This is a genomic window from Haladaptatus litoreus, assembly GCF_900156425.1.
GTDB lineage: Archaea > Halobacteriota > Halobacteria > Halobacteriales > Haladaptataceae > Haladaptatus > Haladaptatus litoreus.
The window spans coordinates 378,713-398,539 of record NZ_FTNO01000002.1 but is presented as its reverse complement, the minus strand read 5'-3'; the positions used below and the strand labels follow the sequence as shown (position 1 = coordinate 398,539).

Below are 19,827 nucleotides of genomic sequence, written 5' to 3'. Positions count from 1 at the left end.
AATGAATCGTACTCCTGACGCTGAAGACGAACGACCGATCCGCGAACGTATCGCAGACAATCCACGCCCGGCGATGCTTTGGTTCGCTGGATTCGCCCTTCTCGTCGCGCTCGAATTCGGCGCGCTGGCGAGTACCGTGATGGCGATGCCGTGGGAATTGCTGATGGACAAACTGCCGTCGTTCATGACATCCATCGCCGCGCCGTTCGCCACTGTTGGTGACGCACTCGCAAATATTCCAACGCTACTGTCGAGGGAGGTCTTCGACAACGCCGGATGGCGACTGCCCGGTGGCGGGTGGGGCGGAACGTTCCTCGGACTGTCTCCGGCAATCGTCTGGGCGCTTCGCGTCGTGCTCGTCTACGCGTATGCCCTCATCTTCCTGTACTGGCTCTGGCGCGGCTACCTGACGTTCCGCGAGCACTACCGCTACGCGGAGTGGACTCCGCGTGACGACATGGTCAACCGATTCCGCGGTCACTCGTGGGGACTGTTCGGATTCATCGTCGTTTTCATGTTCGTCGTGATGGCGGTTTTCGCCCCGGCGCTCGGTACGACGACGGTGGAACGAACCATCGAAAATCCGTTCTCCTACGAAACCAAATATCTGGACAAGGAAACAGGACAAGTCGAGACTACCCTCATCGGTGAGGCAAACCGCGGGTCGGGTTCAGAAGGCGCCGGTGCCAACGTGGGTCCGATGACCTACGACAAGTTCGACCGATGGCATCCGTTCGGTACCATGCCATCCGGGAAGGACATGTTCACATTCATGGTACACGGTGCGCGTGTTTCGCTGTTTATCGGTGTCGTCGCTATCGGTCTCAGCGGTCTCATAGCGGCAGGCTTCGCCCTGCTGACGGCATACTACAAGGGTCTCATTGACCTCGCCGTCGTCATCGTGGGTGACTCGATTATGTCGCTCCCGAGACTGTTGTTCCTCATCCTACTCTCCTTCGTTCTCCAAGGGACGTGGATAGCGGGCATTTATAACGGCGGCTTCCTCTTGGCGTTGCTGTTCGCCGCTACAGGATGGCCGTTCTTGTGGCGTGCCGTCCGTGGTCCCGCGTTCCAAGTGGCGGAACAGGAGTGGATCGACGCAGCGAGAAGCTTTGGACAGAAACCACGCGTAACAATGCAAAAACACATGGCACCGTACATCCTCGGCTACCTACTCGTGTACGCATCGATGACGCTCGGTGGCATCATCATAGCCGTTGCAGGACTCTCGTTCCTCGGACTCGGTGTCCAGGCGCCGACGCCCGAGTGGGGTCGTGCAGTTGACGTTGGACAGACATACGTTGCGACGCAGTCGTGGCACATCTCGTTCATTCCGGGTGTGCTCATCGTGCTGGTCGTAACCGCATTCAACGCACTCGGTGACGGCATCCGTGACGCCATCGACCCACAGAGTGACTCCGGTGAAGACGGTAGTTCCGAAGTCGCCGCGGCAGGAGGGAGTGGTGCATAATGGCGTCGAGCCAATACTCCACGTCGAAAACCAGCGAGGACGCAATCTTGCGGGTGGAGAACCTCCAAACCGCGTTCTTTACCGACAAGGAAGTTATCCGCGCCTGCGACGGTGTCTCGTTCGACATCAAGCGCGGTGAGACGGTCGGTATCGTGGGCGAGTCCGGTTCCGGAAAGAGCGTGACCGCACGCTCCATCATGGGGCTTGTCGATTCGCCGGGACGGATTCTCGGCGGCAGTATCAAGTTCAAAGGCGAGGAGCTGACCTCGAAGTCGGAAAAACAGTACCGACAACTGCGCGGCGGGGACATCGCAATGGTGTTCCAAGACCCGTTGACGAGTTTGAACCCCGTCTACAGTGTCGGGAACCAAATCAAAGAGGCGCTGAAGCTTCATCAAAACCTCAGCGGAACGGAGGCGACGAAGGAAGCTATCAGCCTACTCGAAGCAGTCGGGATTCCGGACGCTTCCCGTCGGGTCAAAGAGTATCCACACGAGTTCTCGGGTGGAATGCGCCAGCGTGCTGTTATCGCGATGGCGCTGGCCTGTGACCCCGAACTGCTCATCTGTGACGAACCGACGACCGCACTGGACGTGACGATTCAGGCGCAAATCCTCGAACTGCTCGATGAGCTTCAGGAAGAGCGCGACCTCGCAATCATGTTCATCACGCACGACATGGGCGTTATCGCCGAAATCGCAGACCGCGTCAACGTGATGTACGCGGGCGAAATCGTCGAAAGTGCTCCCGTCGTCGAACTGTTCGAAAATCCACGGCATCCCTACACGCAAGGACTTCTGCGGAGCATTCCTGGAAGTAACCCGGACGCGACTCGCCTCGAAACTATCGAGGGCGACGTGCCGACGCCGAACGAACCGGCGACCTACTGCCGGTTCGCGCCTCGGTGTCCCAAAGCTTTCGCAGAGTGTGACAAAGTTCACCCCGTACCGCTCTCGGTCAACGAGGATGCGGAAAATCACACGTCTGCATGCCTGCTGTATCCGGAGGACGTATCACAGTCCGAGGCTGTCGAGATGCATCGCAACGCCGAAACAGAAAGTGAGGAAGAACTATGAGCAAGGTACAGCAAACCGAATCTGAATCAGTCAGCGTCTCGGAAGGCGAGACGCTCGTACAGGTCAACAATCTCAAGACCTACTACGGTGAGGGCGGACTCATTGATTCGAACCCCGTCAAAGCCGTTGACGGTGTTTCGCTAAACATCAAACGCGGCGAAACGCTCGGACTGGTCGGTGAATCCGGCTGTGGAAAATCGACGCTCGGTCGAACGCTCATTCAGTTGGAGAACGCGACTGACGGCGAAGTGCTGTTCGACGGCACCGACATCACGCAACTCTCCGGCACTGAACTCAAAAACTGGCGACGGAACAGTCAGATGGTGTTCCAAGACCCAGAATCCAGCCTCAACGACCGGATGACTGTCGGTGAAATCATCCGCGAACCGCTGGACGTTCACGACTGGGAGACCCCGCGGGAGCGCAGACAGCACGTCCGCGAACTGCTCGACGTGGTCGGGCTTCAGCCCGAACACTACTATCGCTATCCGCACCAGTTCTCCGGCGGTCAGCGCCAGCGTATCGGTATCGCTCGTGCGCTCGCACTCGAACCCGAGTTCATCGTACTGGACGAACCAGTGTCGGCACTGGACGTGTCCGTGCAGGCCCAGATTCTCAACCTGCTCGAAGATTTGCAGGAGGAGTTCGGCCTCACGTACCTGTTCATCGCCCACGACCTCTCCGTGGTTCGCCACATCTGTGACCGCGTCGCGGTGATGTATCTCGGTCACATCATGGAACTCGGCGAGGCAGAAGAGCTGTTCGAAAATCCGAAAAATCCGTACACGATTTCGCTGTTGTCGGCGATTCCCGACCCCGACCCGACGGCGAAAGGTGACCGGGTTACCCTTCGTGGGACGCCACCAAGTCCGCGCGACCCGCCGAAAGGTTGTCCGTTCAGTACGCGCTGTCCGATGAAAATTCGCCCGGAGGAGTTCCAGCACATCGACGACGACCTGTGGGTCGCCGTCGAAGTGTTCCGCGAAGTCGTGCGCGAACGCTCGCGGGCAGAGCGGTCGATGACTGATCAAGTGAAAGAAATCCTCGGAATGGAGACGCGCTTTTCCGACATCGGCGAAATTCGTCACGAACTGTTCGCCGAGTTCGACGTGCCGCGAGAGGTCGAAAAGCACATCGACGAGGCCGCAGGGTACATCGAAAACAACAGTGACAAGCAGGCTCGGAACTATCTCCGCGACGTGTTCGGAAGCGTCTGTGACGCCGAAAATCCGGACGACAACGTCGTGAGCAACACTGGTCGCTTCAGTCACTGTCACCGACATCTGGACGACTACGAAGAACCGGACGAGTTCACGCCCTACACGATGCGGTAATGGTCGATGCGAACCAGTCCCCACGGCGGTTTCGACAGGTGCTCGACGCGCTCGTCTACGCAATCGCGGTGGCTGGCTTCGCATTCGTCGTCGGCGTCGTCGTGAGCTTTTCGCTCGGTTCCGACCTCGTCGGAGTGAAATACTTCCTCTTCCTCATCGGCTTCCTGCTTTTCGGCTACGCGACGTTGCTGATGCTTCCGTCCGCACCGTGGGACGTCAATAAAACCGACGACGGTGGTGTCGAAATCGTGCGAAACGAAGAGCGAGGCGAAGTTATCGGGTCGCGCGAGGAGACGCGATTTCAAGCGACGGTACAGCGGATTCCGCCGCTGTCTCGCTATCCGATTCCACCAGAGGAACGGTTTCCGTCTTCGATGAAGCTATTCGTGGCCAGTATCGCGGTGCTCGCCACGTCGTACATCATGGAAACCGTGTTCGGCGTGGGGCTGTAACAACAGTTTTTACCGCTTCGACACCTGACATGGCTGTATGCCAGAAATCGGTGACGAGGACATTGACTACGCCGACCGAATTGCGGCCAACGCGGATGTCGAGAAGGGAGCGTGGAAGCGGACGCTCGATGACATGGAAGCGATGGCTGAAGAACTCGAAGAAGAGGGATGGAACGTCATCGACATCCCGGCCAGCCACACAGCGCCCGAGAATCCGGATGCAGGACGAACCGACCGGTTCGGATTCGTATACGTCATCCCGGACAACTACGCTGACGAGTTCAGCGAGGCGGTCGAAGCGGGAACCTTCCCGTCCTATCAGGTGTTCCGTCAGGAGATGTCCTCCCGCGTGTTCATGCTCACGCAGTATCTCGACCCCGACACGGAAACCGCGATTCTCATCGCCGGAACTTACGAGATGATGCACGCACCAGCACTCGTCAAGGCCGCGATGCGGGAAGAGGAGATGTTCAGTCACGTCCAAACCATCGACGGCACGGTGCTCGGGTCGTTCCGCCACGACGATTACACGAAGTTCTTCCCGAATCCAGAGAAGTACGAAAACTACGTGGTCGAACCGAGCGTCGGTGACCACCACGACGAGGAATAACGTTCGCTCACCGATTTCTGTTCGGTTGCTCACCCTTGTTTGTCCGTTCTATTGTTTGATTTCAATTCAACAGCTCACCTAGTATATAAACCCTGTCGCCAGTAGCACTGCATGCTTCGCAGGGTACAAGAAGGGTGAAACCGTATCCGGCGCGTATGAACGTTGCCGAAGCGATGACGCCCCGGTCAGACGTGGTTACCGTCGAGCTTCCGGGCACGCGCGACGACGTGCTCGAATATCTCCAAGAACGCTCGTTTTCCTCCGTTCCGGTGGTCAAACAGACCGACGACGGTGAGCAGTACCGTGGCCTCATCTCCCGTGACGACCTCATCGAAAATCCCGACGAAGACCAACTCGCGCTGCTGATGCGCGACGTTGCGACGACGACGCAGGACGCGACCATCGAGGAAGTCGCCACGCTGATGCTGGACGAAGGCACCCGCCGCGTTCCCGTCGTGGACGGCGAACTCGAAGGAATCGTCACCGTCACCGACGTCGTTCGAGCGATTGCCAAAGGCGAAGCCGACGGTGACACCGAAGTCGGCACGCTGGCCAACAGAGACGTGAACACCTGTTACGTCGATTCGCCGCTGACGGTCGCGGAACGCGAGATTTTCTACGCCAACGTCCCCTACGCGGTCGTTCTTGACGCGGGGGGTGAGATGGACGGCATCATCACCGAAGTCGATATTATCGAAGTCGCTCGCGTTGTCGAAGGAGAAGACGATACTGGCGGAAGCATCGCCAACGAGGACGACGAATGGATGTGGGAAGGAATCAAATCGGTCGGTAACAGCTACATCCCGACACGGAACGTCGAGATTCCGTCCGCGCCTGTTCGGGAGTTCATGACCGAAAACGTCGTGAACGTCACGAAACGCAAAACTGCTCGCGAGGTGTCCCAGATGATGCTGAACAACGACATCGAACAGGTTCCGCTCGTCAGCGGCGACAAACTCGTCGGCATCGTCCGGGACGTGAACCTGCTGGAGGCGCTGAAATGAGCGACGAACTGGTCGAACTCGCCAAACGGCGCGGCTTTTTCTTCCAAGCCGCAGAGCCGTACGGCGGCGTTTCGGGATTTTACGTCTACGGCCCGCAGGGCGCGGCGCTGAAGCGCAACATCGAGGATTCGTGGCGTGACCGGTTCCAAGTGCAAGAAGGCCACCGAGAAATCGAAGCACCGACCATCATGCCGGAACCCGTGTTCGAAGCCTCGGGCCATCTCGACACCTTCGACGACATGCTGGTCGAATGTCCTGAATGCGGCGAGAGCCACCGCGCCGACCACCTCATCGAGGACAACACGGACATCGAAGACGCAGAAAGCTTCCCACTGGACGAAGTCGGCGACCTCATCGCCGACCACGACCTGCACTGCCCGAACTGTGACACATCACTCGCGGGCGAACCGGTCGAGGATTTCAACCTCATGTTCGAGACGGACATCGGCCCCGGTTCGGGCCAACCCGGCTACCTCCGTCCCGAGACGGCGCAGGGTATCTTCGTGGAGTTCCCGCGACTCAAGGAGTACGCGCGCAACCAACTTCCGTTCGGCACCACGCAAATCGGCAAAGCCTACCGGAACGAAATCAGTCCGCGAAAATCCATCGTTCGCGTCCGCGAGTTCACGCAGGCGGAACTGGAACATTTCATCGACCCGGAGGAGGACGAACCGCCGCTCGAACGAGTCGAAGACGTGGAAGTGCGACTGTACTCGGCACCCAAACAGAACGCGGACGACGGGGACTATCTCGACACGACGATTGGCGAAGCGGTCGAAGAAGGTATCATCGCAAGCGACTGGGTCGCCTACTACGTCGGTGTCGCCCAAGAGTGGTACGAGCGAATCGGTATCGACATGAATCGGTTCCGATTCCGCCAGCACCTCGCGGGCGAACGCTCGCACTACGCGAGCGACTGCTGGGACGCCGAGGGTGAAATCGGCGGTGACTGGATTGAACTCGCGGGTATCTCCGACCGAAGCGATTACGATCTCTCGAAACACGGCGAGTACTCCGACGATGACTTCACCGTCTTCCGGCAGTACGACGAACCGAAGGTGGTCGAACGCGCGACGGTCGACCCCGACATGAGCTACCTCGGCCCCGAGTTCGGCGGCGCGGCGGGCGACATCACCGACGCGCTCCAGCGTCTCGCGGAGCGCAACCGCTCGGCCTTCGACAGCGACGAAGTCACCGTCGAAGCCAATGGCGAATCCTACACGATACCGGTCGAGAAAACCGGCTTCAGCGTCGATGAGGTCAAAGAATCCGGCGAACACATCACGCCGCACGTCATCGAACCCTCCATCGGTGTGGGTCGCGCGCTCTACACCGTCCTCGTCCACTCCTACGAAGAGGACGACGTTGAGGGCGAGACGCGAACCCGATTGTCGCTCGAACCTGAACTCGCGCCGACTACTGTGGGCGTCTTCCCACTGATGGACAAAGACGGTATGGGCGAAACAGCGCGCGAAATCGCCACTGACCTGCGCACCAGCGGTTTCGACGTAACCTACGACGATTCGGGTAACATCGGTCGGCGCTACCGACGACAGGACGAAGTCGGCACGCCGTTCTGCGTCACCGTGGACTACGAAGGCCTCGAAGACGACACCGTAACACTGCGCGAACGCGATTCGACCAAACAGATTCGAGTTGCTGTCGCCGACCTCGCCGACATCCTCACCGACCTTCGAAGTGGCGACCGCGAATTTAGCGACCTGTAACCGTGTCGGGCGAAATCAAGCGCCGACTGGTGCACGTCAGCGGAACCGGATTTCCGGCGCTCTACCTGCTGGATTTGGTGACGTGGCACGAATTGCGCTTGTTGCTCGTCTTCGGGTCGCTCGCGGCGCTCGTCCTCGAAATCATTCGTCTGTACGTCGGATTGGACTGGAAGATTTACGACGAACTCACGCGCGAGTACGAACAGGACAACCTCGCTGGTTACGCCCTCTACTTCTTCGGAATGACCGTCACCGCATGGGCGTTCCAACCACAAATAGCCATTCCGGCGATGCTCATGCTGACCATCGCCGACCCGATTAGCGGTCTGCTCGGGTCTGGCGAACTGGGCATCAAAGCGGTTCACACCCTGCTCGCAACGTTCGGCGTCTGCGTCGCCATCGCGTCGATTTTCGGCCTGCCGGTTCCGGCGGCGATTCTCGGCGCAGTCGCCGCAACGCTCGCGGACGGCGTGAAACCGGTCATCGCGGGCTACGTCATCGACGACAATCTCACGATTCCAATCGGTGCGGGAGTGGCGATTTTCGTGGGATTGCAGTACATTCCGGCGATTGTCTGAGCGCTTCTTTCATTCTCTCATCCGTCGGGTTTGGTGCTTTTTTCCGCATAAACCTTCGCTTGTTCACTTTCACTCCGCCACACGAACCCTTTAACCGAATGACGACGAAACCATACGACGAATGGCGACCACGGACGCTGAAACGAACTACGTGGAACATCCCTATCTCGCCCAGACGTTCATCGAGCGGCGACTCTACCAGATTCAACTCGCGGGCACCGCACGCAACGACCACACGCTGGTCTGTCTGCCGACGGGACTGGGCAAGACGACGGTCAGTCTGCTCGTCACGGCGGAACGACTGAACGAGGTCGGCGGGAAATCCCTCCTGCTCGCGCCGACAAAACCGCTGGTCAACCAGCACGCCGACTTCTACCGACAGGCGCTCTCCGTGCCGGACGAGGAAATCGTCGTATTTACTGGCGAGGTGCGACCCGCCGAACGCTCGAAACTGTGGGATTCCTCGACGGTCATCATCGCAACGCCACAGGTCGTGGAAAACGATTTGGTGGGTGGACGAATCGACCTCGGGCCGGTGACCCACATCACCTTCGACGAGTGCCACCGGGCGACCGGCGATTACGCGTACAACTACATCGCCGAGCGGTATCACGCGGACGCTCACGACCCGCTCGTCACCGGAATGAGCGCGTCACCGGGAGGGGACAAGGAGTCGATTATGGAAGTCTGTGAGAATCTCGGCCTCCACGAAGTCGAGGTGATGACCGAGGAGGACAGCGACGTGTCCACCTACACGCACGACACGGAAGTCGAGTGGGTTCGCGTCCAACTCCCCGACGAAATTCTTGAGATTCGGGACGCACTGAACGAAGTCATCTCCGACCGACTGGAGCGACTAAAACAACTCGGCGTCGTCAACACGACGCGCCCGGACATCTCCCAGAAGGATTTGAACAAGGTTCGCGGGCAGTTACAGAAACTCATCGACAACGACCAGTCGGAAGGGTACAAGGGAATGTCCGCCCACGCGGAAGTGATGAAACTCCGGCGTGCGGTCGAACTCGCCGAAACTCAGAGCGTCGAATCCCTGCGTCGATATTTCGAACGCCAGCGCAATTCCGCCCGGTCGTCCGGAGCATCCAAGGCGAGTCAGCGCATGGTTTCGGAACCGAAAGTGCAGGAGGCGATGCGGAAAGCGGTGCAGTTCGACGACCGGCATCCCAAATTTCGTAAGGCGCACACCTTCGTCGCGCAGACGCTCGTGGACGGCGGCCAGCGAATCATCGTGTTCACCGAATCGCGCGACACAGCAGAAACGCTGACCGAGTTCTTCGGCCAGCATTTCGATGCTCGGCGATTCGTCGGACAGGGCGACAAGGACGGAAGCGACGGAATGACCCAGAAAGAACAGCAGGAAGCACTCGACAACTTCCGCGCTGGCGAGTTCGAAGTGCTGGTGTCCACCTCCGTCGCGGAGGAGGGTCTGGACGTGCCGGAAGTAGATTTGGTGCTGTTTTACGAACCGGTTCCAACTGCGGTTCGCTCGATTCAGCGCAAGGGGCGAACCGGACGACAGGCCCAAGGACAAGTCATGGTTCTCCTCGCGGAGGACACCCGCGACGAGGCGTATTTCTGGATTTCGAAGCGCCGGGAGGACGAGATGGAGTCGGAACTGCGGAAACTGAAAGGCGTGGCCATGGAAGTCGAGGAGGAACTCGACAAATCACAGCAGACGTTGGGTGATTTCGACGCAGATTCTCCCGACGAAGTCAGCCACGGGCTACAGGAGTTCGACACCAAAGATGGCGATACTGAAGACAAGGGCACTGACGAACCGGACGGCGTCGTGGCGACTGCCAGAAAACGCGACAACAGCGAGAGCGTCGAAATCGTCGCCGACCAGCGCGAACTCGACGCGAACATCGCGCGTGACCTCTCCGCCCGCGAGGGCGTGGACGTACGTCTCGAAACGCTCGCAGTCGGCGACTACGTCTTGAGCGACCGGGTCGCCGTGGAACGGAAATCGGTGAGCGACTTCCTCGATACGCTGGTGGGTGGCGACCGTTCGGTGTTCGAGCAGGTGGGCGACATGAATCGGCACTACGCCCGACCCATCGTTATCATCGAGGGCGATGGACTGTACGAACAGCGAAACGTTCACCCCAACGCGATTCGCGGCGCGCTGTCGTCACTGGCGGTCGATTTCGGTGCGAGCATCCTTCGGACGGAAGACGAGAAAGATACCACGGATCTGCTCGAAGTCATCGCCACACGTGAACAAGAGGTAAGCGACCGCGAAGTTTCGGTTCACGGCGACAAACATGCGAAGACGCTTCCGGAGCAACAGGAGTACGTCGTCGGTTCCATCGCGGACATCGGTCCCGTAACCGCTCGCTCCTTGTTGGACACGTTCGGAACGGTTCAAGCGGTGATGACCGCGGAGAAAGACGAACTTATGGAGGCACAGGGAGTCGGCGAAGTCACTGCCGACCGAATCCGCGAAGTCGTCGCCGAGGAGTATGACTCGTAAGCAGTGCTTACCGGGGGACGGCAACCGGGTTCGTTTCCGACAGCACCGTGCCCAGTTATTTTAGCCTAACACGGGTTCGTTCCCCGAAGTATGGGTAGGATGAACCACCGTAAACGACCTGAACGGTCAATCCACATTAAACCCTTCACGGTGATTTACCCGATGGAGAGTAAACCATGTTACCCCGGCCCACCATGCAGGACGATGATGACGGGTTGGCTGTAGAGGAGTTATACGGAAAGCCACAGCACGAAATTTCCGCGGAGGCAAGTGAACAGGAGTTGTACGGCGACCCACAGCACGACACTCCCAGCCGCTTTTCAACGGATTTCGACCCGGATTTCGGACACGCGATGAACTGGTTCGATTATCCGAAAGAAACGGCATCCCGTCTTCGCCGGGGGTTGTTCCCCACGGAACGATAGCTACTGACGCGTTTTACCTCGAACACTGTTGTCGTGTCGAAAACCGACGCATTTGACTTTTTAGACAAAATCGGTCGAGCCTACCGCTTCGCTCGGTCTAACGCGTCCAAGGCTTCCGCTCCTTCTCGTGTCGCGGCCAGCAGTTCGCGGGCGCGCCCAACGTCGTCAGTTTGCTCCGCTTCCATCGCGAGTCGCGTCAGCTTTCGAACCAGCGCGTTTCGGGCCTCCGCGAGGTCGCCTGCACCACGTTCGTTCTGCTCGACCGCCGTTCGTGGTTCCGGGCTTCGACCGTTCGATGTATCCGCCTGACTCGGTGACGCACGCCGAGGCTGATTCGATGGAGCCGTGGATTGGCCGGATGGTGCCGACTGACCGGTCGTTTCCGCATTCGATTGTTCGACTTCGATATTCGTCGCATCTGCGGAAGGAACTTCCGCAGATGCGGTTTCTTCTGTCTGTCTCTCTTGATTGTCGGCATTCTGCGCCGATTCCGATTCAGCAGGCGTTTCACCTGCTGGCTGTTGCTGTTGGCAGGTCGGACAGAATTCCGTTCCGTTCTGGCGGAAAATAGGGTCGCCACAGGTGTCGCAGTGTTTACCCGTCATCGTCGCGCCCTGCAACAGCAACTCGCTCATTCGCTGTGTCGCCTTTCGCTCCTCCTTTTCGGCTTCGTACTGCTGGCGGAGTTTCTCCCGCTCTGCCTCCTTATCGAAGTCGCTCATGTGCGAACAGAGTCAGTCCAGACTCTTGCCCCTTTTGCTGTTTTCCCTGCTTCCCGCCCGGAACTTTATATACGATACCACGGCCAAAACCGTCGTGTCGAAGATTCCGTTCAGCGAACTCGCAACCGCCGCGTACTGCCCGCGAAAACTGTACTACCAGCGTCAGGACGACATCGAAATTCCCGACCTCGTCGCCGAACGACGGCAACTGGCATTCGAATACGAATCGCTTCTCGCCGCCGCCCCTCCCGACCTGACCGAGCGCCCGATTGCAATCCCGCCGGAGCAGTTTCGTTCGAATCTCGAACGCGCAAGCAAACTCGATGCGTGGCCCGAACTTGCCTCCCCCTCCGGCCGCGAACGACTCACCGAAGGGAAAGACTGCCGCGGAATCGTCCACAAAGTCCTCGATTTGGAGACGCCTGTCCCGTCGATGGTGTTCACCGGAACGCCGCCCGAATACGGCGTCTGGGAGGCACAGACCGTTCGCACCGTCGCCGCAGCGAAGGCGCTCTCGTGGGAGCACGAACGGATGGTAGAGCGCGCGTTTGTCGAATATCCCGCCTATGGAATCGTCCGCGAAATTCGGCTCGGAACCCGTCGAAAAGCCGCGTATCGTCGCGCCGTTCGCACTACTCAATCCATCGACGGGCCGCCACCGCGTCTGAAAAACCGGTCGAAATGCGAGGCGTGTGAGTACCGCGCGGAATGCGGCGTCAAAACCCGTTCGCTTCGCTCACTCCTCGGTCGTCTCGGCGGTTAGCCACGCCTCTATTTCGTCGGCGAGTTCGCCGCGTCGAACGATTTCGCTGCGCTCGACGTTAACGACGGTGCTCCCGGTTCCGCCGGTTTCCCCGCCGTCGATAACGACTGCCACGGCATCCTCGATTTCCGAATCGAGGTCGGAGACGCGCGTCACGCTCGCTCGGCCGCTCACGTTCGCGCTCGTGCTGGTAATCGGCGCGACGTGTTCGAGTAGTTCCAACGCACCTTCGTGGTCTGGAATCCGAACGCCAACGCGGGATTTGCCAGCGGTGAGCACGTCCGGAACCACGTCCCGCTTTTCACAGAGAACGGTAACCGGGCCGGGTAAAAACTCCTGCATGAACTTCCGTTCGCGCTCCGTCGGGCGAACGTAGGAAAGCGCGGACTCCACGTCCGGAACGGCGAGCGAAATTGGCTTCTCTCGCGCTCGCCGTTTCGCCTCGAACACTCTGCCGATGGCATCCGGGGTGAGGGCGTCCGCTCCAAGCCCGTACACCGTTTCGGTCGGATAGACGACGAGATCTCCATCTCGGATGGCACGCACTGCTTGCTCTATTTCGTCCATATCCACGTTTCGACCACGGGACGAAAAAAGCGTAGCGTCGTGGTTTCGTCATGTCGGTGGTTTCGTTCTGGTGCTGTACCGATGTCGTGACGAGGTCTTCTTAGAAGAAGACGCGAGGCACGCCGGTACTCTGCACTGCCCAGTCGCCGTCGTCGTAGTAACAGCGGAGTTTGTTCCAGTTGGTATCCCACACTTGGAAGTCGAGATGTGGGCCGGTTCCCGCACCCGTGTCCCCTTCGTATGCGATGACATCACCACGTTCGACGGTTGCACTGTCGGCGACGTTGAACGACTGAAGGTGGCCGTAGCCGGTTCGCCAGCCGTTGTCGTGAAGGATGGTTATCCAGTTTCCGTACCCTCCTTCGTCGTATCGGTGTTCGACGGTTCCGCTTTCGGCGGCACAAACCGGTGTGCCACCGCCGTTGGCGAAGTCCACCGCGCGGTGGTACCTGCTTCCGCCGTCGCGGGTGTCCCAGTACGTCGAGGTAACCGTTCCCGTCATCGGACAGGCGTAGTTCGCACTGGAGAGATGATTCTCGACGACCCATCCGGTGACCGCGTCGTTGTCGCTGTCGCCCGAGAACTGGACTTTCCACCAGTTGTAACCGTCGCCGGTTTCCGGCCCTTGAAACACCCGTCCGCCGGTTCGCTTTGCGGCGGTTTCGATGACGCCCGCGCTCGTCGTATGGTCATTCCGAACGTTGAGCGCCGATGTGGTGAAAACGGGCGTCAGATAGCCGTACGGTTTCGCCGCGGATGCGGTGCTGGCGGTGAGTGCCCCGCCTGTGATTGCTGTGCCGGTTGCTTTCAGGAACGTTCTTCTATTTGGATTCATGCTGCGAATCAATTACTACTATCGTAGTTAAATTCATAAAATTTTCTACTAATAATGAGAATTAAAATATAGGTGCGTAGCTGAAATCCTCCGACAGCGGCGTACAACGTTCTCTTCGAGTCGAATAAGTCAATCAAAAACACGCGATTGCATCTACTGCTCTTCGATAGCTGCTTCGACTTCGTCGTACTCGGGGAACTCCGGCCATTCGGTTGCGACCCACGCGTATTCGACCGTTCGCTCTTCGTTCAGCAGGAACATCGCGGGTCGCGGTTCGCTGATGCCCGCCATTCCGTCCATCTCGAAGTCGATGCCGTACTCTTCTGCGACTTCGTTCGCCGGGTCGCTGAACAGTCGGAAATCCATCTCGCGCTCCTCGATGAGAGTCTTGTGTTCGTAGGGCGTCGAAATGGACAGGCCGACGATTTGCACGTCGTTGTCCTCGTCCCACGCGCGTTCGCGCAGTTCGTTCCAGACGTAGGTCGCCGGAAATCCGCCGTCCATGGTGTAGAAGACGAGCAGTGTCGGCCCGTCTTCTGTTATCTCCGAGAGCGAAACGTCCTCCCAGAACTCCTCGTTGACGAGTGGTCGCGTGAAGTCGGGCGCGGTTTCACCGACTTCGGGATACTCTGCCTTCCCGAGTTCCACGACGTCGAAATCGACCATCAGTTCTCCCCTCCGTAGGTGTTCTCGATGTACTCGACGATGTTTGCACTCTCGCTCATCGTCACGCCCGTATCTTCGTCTACGATGGCGGGAACGGTTCGTTTTCCGCTGATTCGCTTGACGACGTTTCGGTCGGAGTGCATCGGTTCGACGAATCGCGACTGGTACGGGAGGTCGTACTCCTGTAGTTTCCGAACGACGCGCTCACAGTAGGGACACGCTTGCAGTCGATACAGCGTGATTGCCGGGTCTGCGCTCTTGGCACTCATAGAGGATGTTTGGGACGAAATACCCGTAAGGGCTTCGCTCGCGGCAGTTTCACCCGTGACATCAGTCAGCAAAAGAATAAAGAGTTAATCCCACCGACGCTCAAGGTGGGTTATTGAATGACACTCTCTCCGAAACTGGTCATCCTCGCGCAGACCGCCCCGCCCGATAGTATGCTTGGCATTCCAATCTCCGATGCAGTTATCCAGTGGGGTGGATTCGGCGCTATCGTCGTCCTGCTCATCCTGTCCGCGTTCTTTTCCTCGTCCGAAATTGCGATGTTCTCGCTCGCAAAGCATCGAGTCGAGGCACTGGTCGAGGACGGCGTCAAAGGCGCAAAAACGGTCGATTCGTTGAAAAACGACCCGCACCGTCTGCTCGTCACGATTCTCGTCGGCAACAACATCGTCAACATCGCGATGTCTTCGCTTTCGACAGCTATCGTCGGAATATATTTCGACCCCGGCCCAGCAGTGCTCATTTCGACGTTCGGTATCACGTCGCTCGTCCTGCTGTTCGGCGAGAGTGCGCCAAAATCCTATGCGGTCGAGAATACGGAGTCGTGGGCGCTTCGAATCGCCAAACCGCTGAAATACTCCGAATACATTCTTCTCCCACTCGTCATCACGTTCGACTACCTCACGCGCGCCATCAATCGCGTCACGGGCGGTCGCTCGGCCATCGAGACGTCCTACGTCACGCGCGACGAGATTCAGGACATGATTCAGACCGGCGAGCGCGAGGGCGTCATCGAGGAGGACGAACGCGAGATGCTCGACCGCATCTTCCGGTTCAACAACACCATCGCCAAGGAGGTCATGACGCCGCGCCTCGACATGACCGCCGTGCCGCAGGACGCCGAAGTTGACGAGGCAATCGAAACGCTCGTTCAGGCGGGCCACGAACGCGTGCCAGTGTACGAGGGCAGTCTGGACAACGTCATCGGCATCGTCACGGTTCGTGACCTCGTGCGCGAGAAATACTACGGCGAATCAGGCGACGGATTGAAACTCAACAACCTGATTCAGCCGACGCTTCACGTTCCGGAAAGCAAGAACGTGGACGAACTGTTGACGGAGATGCGCGAAAACCGGATGCAGATGGTCATCGTCATCGATGAGTTCGGGACGACGGAGGGCCTCGTGACCATGGAGGATATGGTCGAAGAAATCGTCGGGGAGATTCTCGACGGCGAGGAAGAAGAGCCAATCGAGTACATCGACGAGGACACGGTCATCGTCCGCGGCGAGGTCAACATCGACGAAGTGAACGATGCGATGGAAATCGAACTGCCGGAAGGAGAAGAGTTCGAGACGATTGCCGGGTTCATCTTCAACCGAGCAGGACGCCTCGTAGAGGAAGGCGAAGACATCGACTACGAAGGTGTTCGCCTCCACGTCGAACAGGTCGAAAACACCCGTATCATGAAAGCCAGAATTACCCGTCTCGACGATGCAGAGGTCGAAACCAATGCCGTCGAAGAGGGCGTCGAGTCGGGCGCAGAGTAACGCCCGGACTCACCTGTCACTGATTGCTAGTTTCGTGAGAACGCCGATTTGTGTGACCCAGTAGAACCACCATTTCAACAATGGTTAGATATTTCTCCAACGATTTTCCAGCATGGTGGTGGAACCACCATGCAACCGCAGACGACACAATCACAGAACATTAGCAGATAAATCGATTTTCTGAAATCGGTCTTCTGACCAACCGCCGGAAATTAGCATCCTACACAACCGCCAGCGGCCAGCACACTCACCGCGAATGAGGAGCGACAGCGACGAATGAGCGGGCCAAGCGACGACCGAAGGGAGGCGCGGAGCGCCTCGAAAAGCGAGCGGCAACGCCGCGAGTCAAGGGAGGAGCGCCGTGTCTTCGTGAGCGAAGCGAGCGAATGGCTCGTCAGAACGTCGTTCTGACGGTGCTTTTGGTCCAGCTTTTACAGGGAGACAGCAGGAACGACGTGGTTGTCGTCCCGCGTGCCTGCGACCGTCGTAAAAGGTGGTGGTTCCTAGAAGGAAACGTTCGACTCCATTCCGTCAGTCGCGTCCTCCAGCCCGTCCTGTTGCATATCTTGTGTCATCCGGTCAGATAGCTCGCGGTCTTGGAGAATGTTCTCGAACTCGTTGATGTACTGCTGGTTGACCGAGCGCGCTTCGTCTTTTGCTTCGATGATGCGCTGGTAGCGTCGAATCGTCGATTCGTTCGTGTCGAGTTGGTCGGCGCAGTCGGCGACAGACATTTCAGAAACGAGACAGTCCTTCAAGTCTGTAATGTCGAAGGATGCGTCGGTGTCTGACTCCCGGAAGAGATGGAGGTCGATTCGCGCGTCGAAGACGGTTTCGCCGGTCGATGCATCACCGAGTTCGTCCGCGATTTCGTCGTCGTTCTTGCCTGCCGAGAACTGTCGCACGACCGTGGCAAGCTCCTCGTTAGAAAGCGATGTATCGAAATCGTAGCGCCCGCGCATCTCCTCGATGACATCGCGCAGTTGCTCGTCCACCTTCTCTTCGGAGCCTAGAGAGCCGTGCGTCTCCGCTTGTTTCTCCGTAACTGTCTCTTCGTCGGTCACATCCATGAAGATGTCACGAAGTTCCTCAGTTTTCTTATCCATGGCGCGTACCTGATGCTGTGATAATATAAAAACCTGTTGGGTAACCAGTGAAATTTTTGTTTAATTACTAGACTCTGCATATCTATCAACAGAATTAACAGTCCCTCCGTCAACCGAAGCTATCTTACTGGTTGACGAGCGAAGATTGGCCATGTCAACTGAAACCGGTTCGGTCGAACTCGTCGGCGAGCAGACGGTCGGCAACATTGCACGCACGGCGCTGTTCGCTGCAGTCATCGGCGCGTTCGCACAAGTTTCGTTCCCCAATCCGCTCGCACCAGCGATTCCTGTCACACTGCAAGTCCTCGGCGTTTTCCTCGCCGGAATCTTCCTCGGGCCGCTCTGGGGGTCTGCCTCCATGGTTCTCTACCTCGTCGCGGGGTCGGTCGGCGCGCCGATTTTCGCCAATGGCTCCGCCGGATTTGCCGAATTGGTCGGACTTACTGGCGGCTACCTGCTTTCGTACCCCCTCGCCGCCTTCGTCATCGGCGTCATCGTTCACGGCGGACTGACGCTCCGCGACCCGAAACAGGCCGGAGTCGTTCGACTCGTGGCCGGGATGGTTGCCGGAACCGCCATCATCTACGCCTTCGGAACGGTCGGCTTCTCGTACTTCGGCAACTACGGGTTGGCCGAAGCGTTCACCCTTTCGGCAGTCGCGTTCGTCCCCTTCGAAGCGTTCAAAATCGCCGCCGCGGTCGGCATCGTCCGGAGTGACCGCGTCACTGCCGAATGATAACGACGCGAAATCTCGTCCACCGATTCGGCGGTGCAGTCGCACTCGACAAAATCTCGCTCACGATTCCCGACGGCCAGTTCGTCGTCCTCGCCGGGCCGAACGGGAGCGGAAAGACGACGCTCGTCCGGCATTTCAACGGCCTGCTCACGCCCGACGAGGGTGACGTGCTGGTCGATGAGACGCCCGTCGAAGACGACCTCGTGGCCGCACGAACACGCGTCGGTATGGTGTTTCAACATCCGCGGGATACGTTCGTTTCGGCGACCGTCGGCGCGGACGTATCGTTCGGCCCAGAAAACCTCGGCCTGTCCCATGAGGAAATCGACCGCCGGGTAGAAACGTCCTTATCTGCGGTCGGAATGGAGGATCGAAAAAACGACCGAATCGGTTCCCTCTCCGGCGGCGAGTGCCAGCGCGTCGCTATCGCGGGCGCGCTGGCGATGGAACCGGCCCACCTCGTGCTGGACGAACCGTTCACCGGACTGGATGCTCCGGCGCGCGATTCCGTTATTTCCCACCTCGAACGCTGTTCGAAAGACGGTACTGGGTTCGTCGTCGTTACGCACGACCTTCGGGACGTTTGGTCGCTCGCCGACAGAATCGTCGCGCTCCGAGACGGGCAAATCGCGGTTGATGGAAAACCGAGCGAAGTAGCGTCTAAAATCGCCGACTTCGGCATCCACGTTCCATGAGGAAGATTCGATGACGCTTGCATATCGCGCGACGGGGGCGTTTTCCGAACGGTTCGACCCGCGGGTGAAACTGCTCTTTCAGGCTGTTTTCGCTTTCGCCGCGCTCGCGCACACGACGCCGCGCGGGCTTGCACTGCTTAGTTTACTCGTCGGCGCGGTTTTGGTTTCGGCGAATACGTCACCGTTCTGGGTGCTCGGGGAGTTTCGCTACGTCTTTCCCTTCCTGCTCGGCGGCCCGCTGTTTGCGTCCCTGACGCTCGGTTCGCCGTGGTTCGTTCCCGCGGACGCGATTCCGCCCGCCTTGGCCAGTTATCGCGTGCTTCTCGTTCTCTGCGTCAGCGCGGCGTACATCCGGACGACCCCGGTTCGGGAGTCGCGCGCGGCGATTCAATGGCTCGTTCCCGGCCGTCCCGGTCAGTTTCTGGGGATGGGTGTCGCCTTCGTCTTTCGCTTTCTTCCGGTCTTACAGGCCGATTTACGGGCGATCCGGGATGCAATCGCCGCCCGACTCGGAACGGAGCGGTCGCTCGCCGAACGAATGCAACTCGTCGGAGCGGCGGGAGTGGCGCGCGCGTTCTCGCGCGCAGACACGTTCTCGCTCGCGCTTCGCGCTCGCTGTTTCGCGTGGAACCCAACCCTCCCCCCGCTGGCGATTTCGCGCTGTGATGTTCCCGTAATCTTTCTCGTCTGCGTGCTCGCCGCTTGGTCATTCGTATAAATTACAAATTGGTTTTTCATTCTCGCAAGACGGCGGTGGGATGGACGGGAAGCAAGATTTAAGCAATTCGTCTCCA

Annotated in this window: 22 protein-coding genes; 16 read left to right on the top strand and 6 right to left on the bottom strand. The window is 58.8% G+C overall.

The features are described from left to right. The first annotated feature begins 1 nt into the window (after position 1). The 10 genes from BW974_RS13135 to BW974_RS13090 all read left to right on the top strand — a co-directional run bounded on the left by BW974_RS13135 (position 2) and on the right by BW974_RS13090 (position 11,168). Positions 2-1,471 carry an ABC transporter permease gene (locus BW974_RS13135; RefSeq protein WP_076430715.1) on the top strand — a complete coding sequence of 490 codons (1,470 nt, stop codon included), beginning with the start codon at positions 2-4 and terminating at the stop codon, positions 1,469-1,471. Continuing rightward, positions 1,471-2,547: an ABC transporter ATP-binding protein gene (locus BW974_RS13130; protein WP_076430714.1), complete on the top strand. Its 1,077-nt coding sequence runs from the start codon at positions 1,471-1,473 to the stop codon at positions 2,545-2,547. Before BW974_RS13135 ends, BW974_RS13130 begins: the two co-directional genes overlap by 1 nt. Next, entirely contained in the window at positions 2,544-3,881 is a 1,338-nt protein-coding gene (locus BW974_RS13125) for an ABC transporter ATP-binding protein (protein WP_076430713.1), read from the top strand. The genes BW974_RS13130 and BW974_RS13125 overlap by 4 nt, the downstream gene beginning before the upstream one ends. Next, on the top strand, positions 3,881-4,333 hold the full coding sequence (locus tag BW974_RS13120; RefSeq protein WP_076430712.1) for a DUF7555 family protein: 453 nt from the start codon (positions 3,881-3,883) through the stop codon (positions 4,331-4,333). The genes BW974_RS13125 and BW974_RS13120 overlap by 1 nt, the downstream gene beginning before the upstream one ends. Before the next feature lie 37 nt (positions 4,334-4,370). Next, positions 4,371-4,943 carry a DUF7529 family protein gene (locus tag BW974_RS13115; protein WP_076430711.1) on the top strand — a complete coding sequence of 191 codons (573 nt, stop codon included), beginning with the start codon at positions 4,371-4,373 and terminating at the stop codon, positions 4,941-4,943. A gap of 155 nt (positions 4,944-5,098) precedes the next feature. After that, positions 5,099-5,947: a CBS domain-containing protein gene (locus BW974_RS13110; protein ID WP_076430710.1), complete on the top strand. Its 849-nt coding sequence runs from the start codon at positions 5,099-5,101 to the stop codon at positions 5,945-5,947. Further along, positions 5,944-7,674 (top strand): glycine--tRNA ligase, encoded by a 1,731-nt coding sequence (glyS, locus tag BW974_RS13105; RefSeq protein WP_076430709.1) that lies wholly within the window; start codon positions 5,944-5,946, stop codon positions 7,672-7,674. The genes BW974_RS13110 and glyS overlap by 4 nt, the downstream gene beginning before the upstream one ends. A gap of 2 nt (positions 7,675-7,676) precedes the next feature. After that, positions 7,677-8,252, top strand: coding sequence for a diacylglycerol/polyprenol kinase family protein (locus BW974_RS13100; RefSeq protein ID WP_076430708.1), 576 nt, complete (start codon positions 7,677-7,679; stop codon positions 8,250-8,252). A gap of 121 nt (positions 8,253-8,373) precedes the next feature. Next, positions 8,374-10,743, top strand: a complete 2,370-nt coding sequence (locus BW974_RS13095) for a DEAD/DEAH box helicase (protein WP_076430707.1) — start codon at positions 8,374-8,376, stop codon at positions 10,741-10,743. A 176-nt stretch (positions 10,744-10,919) separates the two neighbouring features. Continuing rightward, positions 10,920-11,168, top strand: coding sequence for a hypothetical protein (locus tag BW974_RS13090; protein WP_245800076.1), 249 nt, complete (start codon positions 10,920-10,922; stop codon positions 11,166-11,168). Between the two features lie 80 nt (positions 11,169-11,248). Here the strand turns inward: BW974_RS13090 and BW974_RS13085 are convergent, their stop codons facing one another. Next, positions 11,249-11,890 carry an Sjogren's syndrome/scleroderma autoantigen 1 family protein gene (locus BW974_RS13085; protein WP_076430705.1) on the bottom strand — a complete coding sequence of 214 codons (642 nt, stop codon included), beginning with the start codon at positions 11,888-11,890 and terminating at the stop codon, positions 11,249-11,251. Between the two features lie 94 nt (positions 11,891-11,984). Between BW974_RS13085 and BW974_RS13080 the strand changes: the two genes are divergently transcribed. Continuing rightward, positions 11,985-12,653 carry a CRISPR-associated protein Cas4 gene (locus tag BW974_RS13080; protein WP_076430952.1) on the top strand — a complete coding sequence of 223 codons (669 nt, stop codon included), beginning with the start codon at positions 11,985-11,987 and terminating at the stop codon, positions 12,651-12,653. On the opposite strand, the gene BW974_RS13075 is transcribed toward BW974_RS13080, so the two are convergent. The 4 genes from BW974_RS13075 to BW974_RS13060 all read right to left on the bottom strand — a co-directional run bounded on the left by BW974_RS13075 (position 12,627) and on the right by BW974_RS13060 (position 14,990). After that, positions 12,627-13,220, bottom strand: coding sequence for an L-threonylcarbamoyladenylate synthase (locus BW974_RS13075; protein WP_076430704.1), 594 nt, complete (start codon positions 13,218-13,220; stop codon positions 12,627-12,629). The two genes, BW974_RS13080 and BW974_RS13075, sit on opposite strands and share 27 nt — an antisense overlap. 100 nt (positions 13,221-13,320) lie before the next feature. After that, positions 13,321-14,055, bottom strand: coding sequence for a M23 family metallopeptidase (locus BW974_RS13070; RefSeq protein WP_076430703.1), 735 nt, complete (start codon positions 14,053-14,055; stop codon positions 13,321-13,323). A gap of 153 nt (positions 14,056-14,208) precedes the next feature. Then, positions 14,209-14,721, bottom strand: a complete 513-nt coding sequence (locus BW974_RS13065; protein WP_076430702.1) for a redoxin domain-containing protein — start codon at positions 14,719-14,721, stop codon at positions 14,209-14,211. Then, on the bottom strand, positions 14,721-14,990 hold the full coding sequence (locus BW974_RS13060; RefSeq protein ID WP_076430701.1) for a glutaredoxin family protein: 270 nt from the start codon (positions 14,988-14,990) through the stop codon (positions 14,721-14,723). Before BW974_RS13060 ends, BW974_RS13065 begins: the two co-directional genes overlap by 1 nt. A gap of 117 nt (positions 14,991-15,107) precedes the next feature. Between BW974_RS13060 and BW974_RS13055 the strand changes: the two genes are divergently transcribed. Both BW974_RS13055 and BW974_RS26975 read left to right on the top strand, forming a co-directional pair. After that, positions 15,108-16,496, top strand: coding sequence for a hemolysin family protein (locus tag BW974_RS13055; protein ID WP_084186272.1), 1,389 nt, complete (start codon positions 15,108-15,110; stop codon positions 16,494-16,496). 276 nt (positions 16,497-16,772) lie between these two features. Then, positions 16,773-16,907, top strand: coding sequence for a hypothetical protein (locus BW974_RS26975; RefSeq protein ID WP_281247693.1), 135 nt, complete (start codon positions 16,773-16,775; stop codon positions 16,905-16,907). Between the two features lie 92 nt (positions 16,908-16,999). On the opposite strand, the gene BW974_RS13050 is transcribed toward BW974_RS26975, so the two are convergent. Beyond that, a complete protein-coding gene (locus tag BW974_RS13050; RefSeq protein ID WP_076430700.1) occupies positions 17,000-17,602 on the bottom strand; it encodes a conditioned medium-induced protein 4 in 603 nt (200 codons plus the stop codon). A gap of 151 nt (positions 17,603-17,753) precedes the next feature. Between BW974_RS13050 and BW974_RS13045 the strand changes: the two genes are divergently transcribed. The 3 genes from BW974_RS13045 to BW974_RS13035 are packed head-to-tail and all read left to right on the top strand — an operon-like array spanning position 17,754 to position 19,751. Beyond that, a complete protein-coding gene (locus BW974_RS13045; protein WP_076430699.1) occupies positions 17,754-18,338 on the top strand; it encodes a biotin transporter BioY in 585 nt (194 codons plus the stop codon). Next, complete coding sequence (locus BW974_RS13040) at positions 18,335-19,033, top strand: energy-coupling factor ABC transporter ATP-binding protein (RefSeq protein WP_076430698.1); 699 nt, start codon at positions 18,335-18,337, stop codon at positions 19,031-19,033. Before BW974_RS13045 ends, BW974_RS13040 begins: the two co-directional genes overlap by 4 nt. Before the next feature lie 10 nt (positions 19,034-19,043). Then, on the top strand, positions 19,044-19,751 hold the full coding sequence (locus BW974_RS13035) for an energy-coupling factor transporter transmembrane component T family protein (RefSeq protein WP_076430697.1): 708 nt from the start codon (positions 19,044-19,046) through the stop codon (positions 19,749-19,751). Positions 19,752-19,827: the final 76 nt, after the last annotated feature.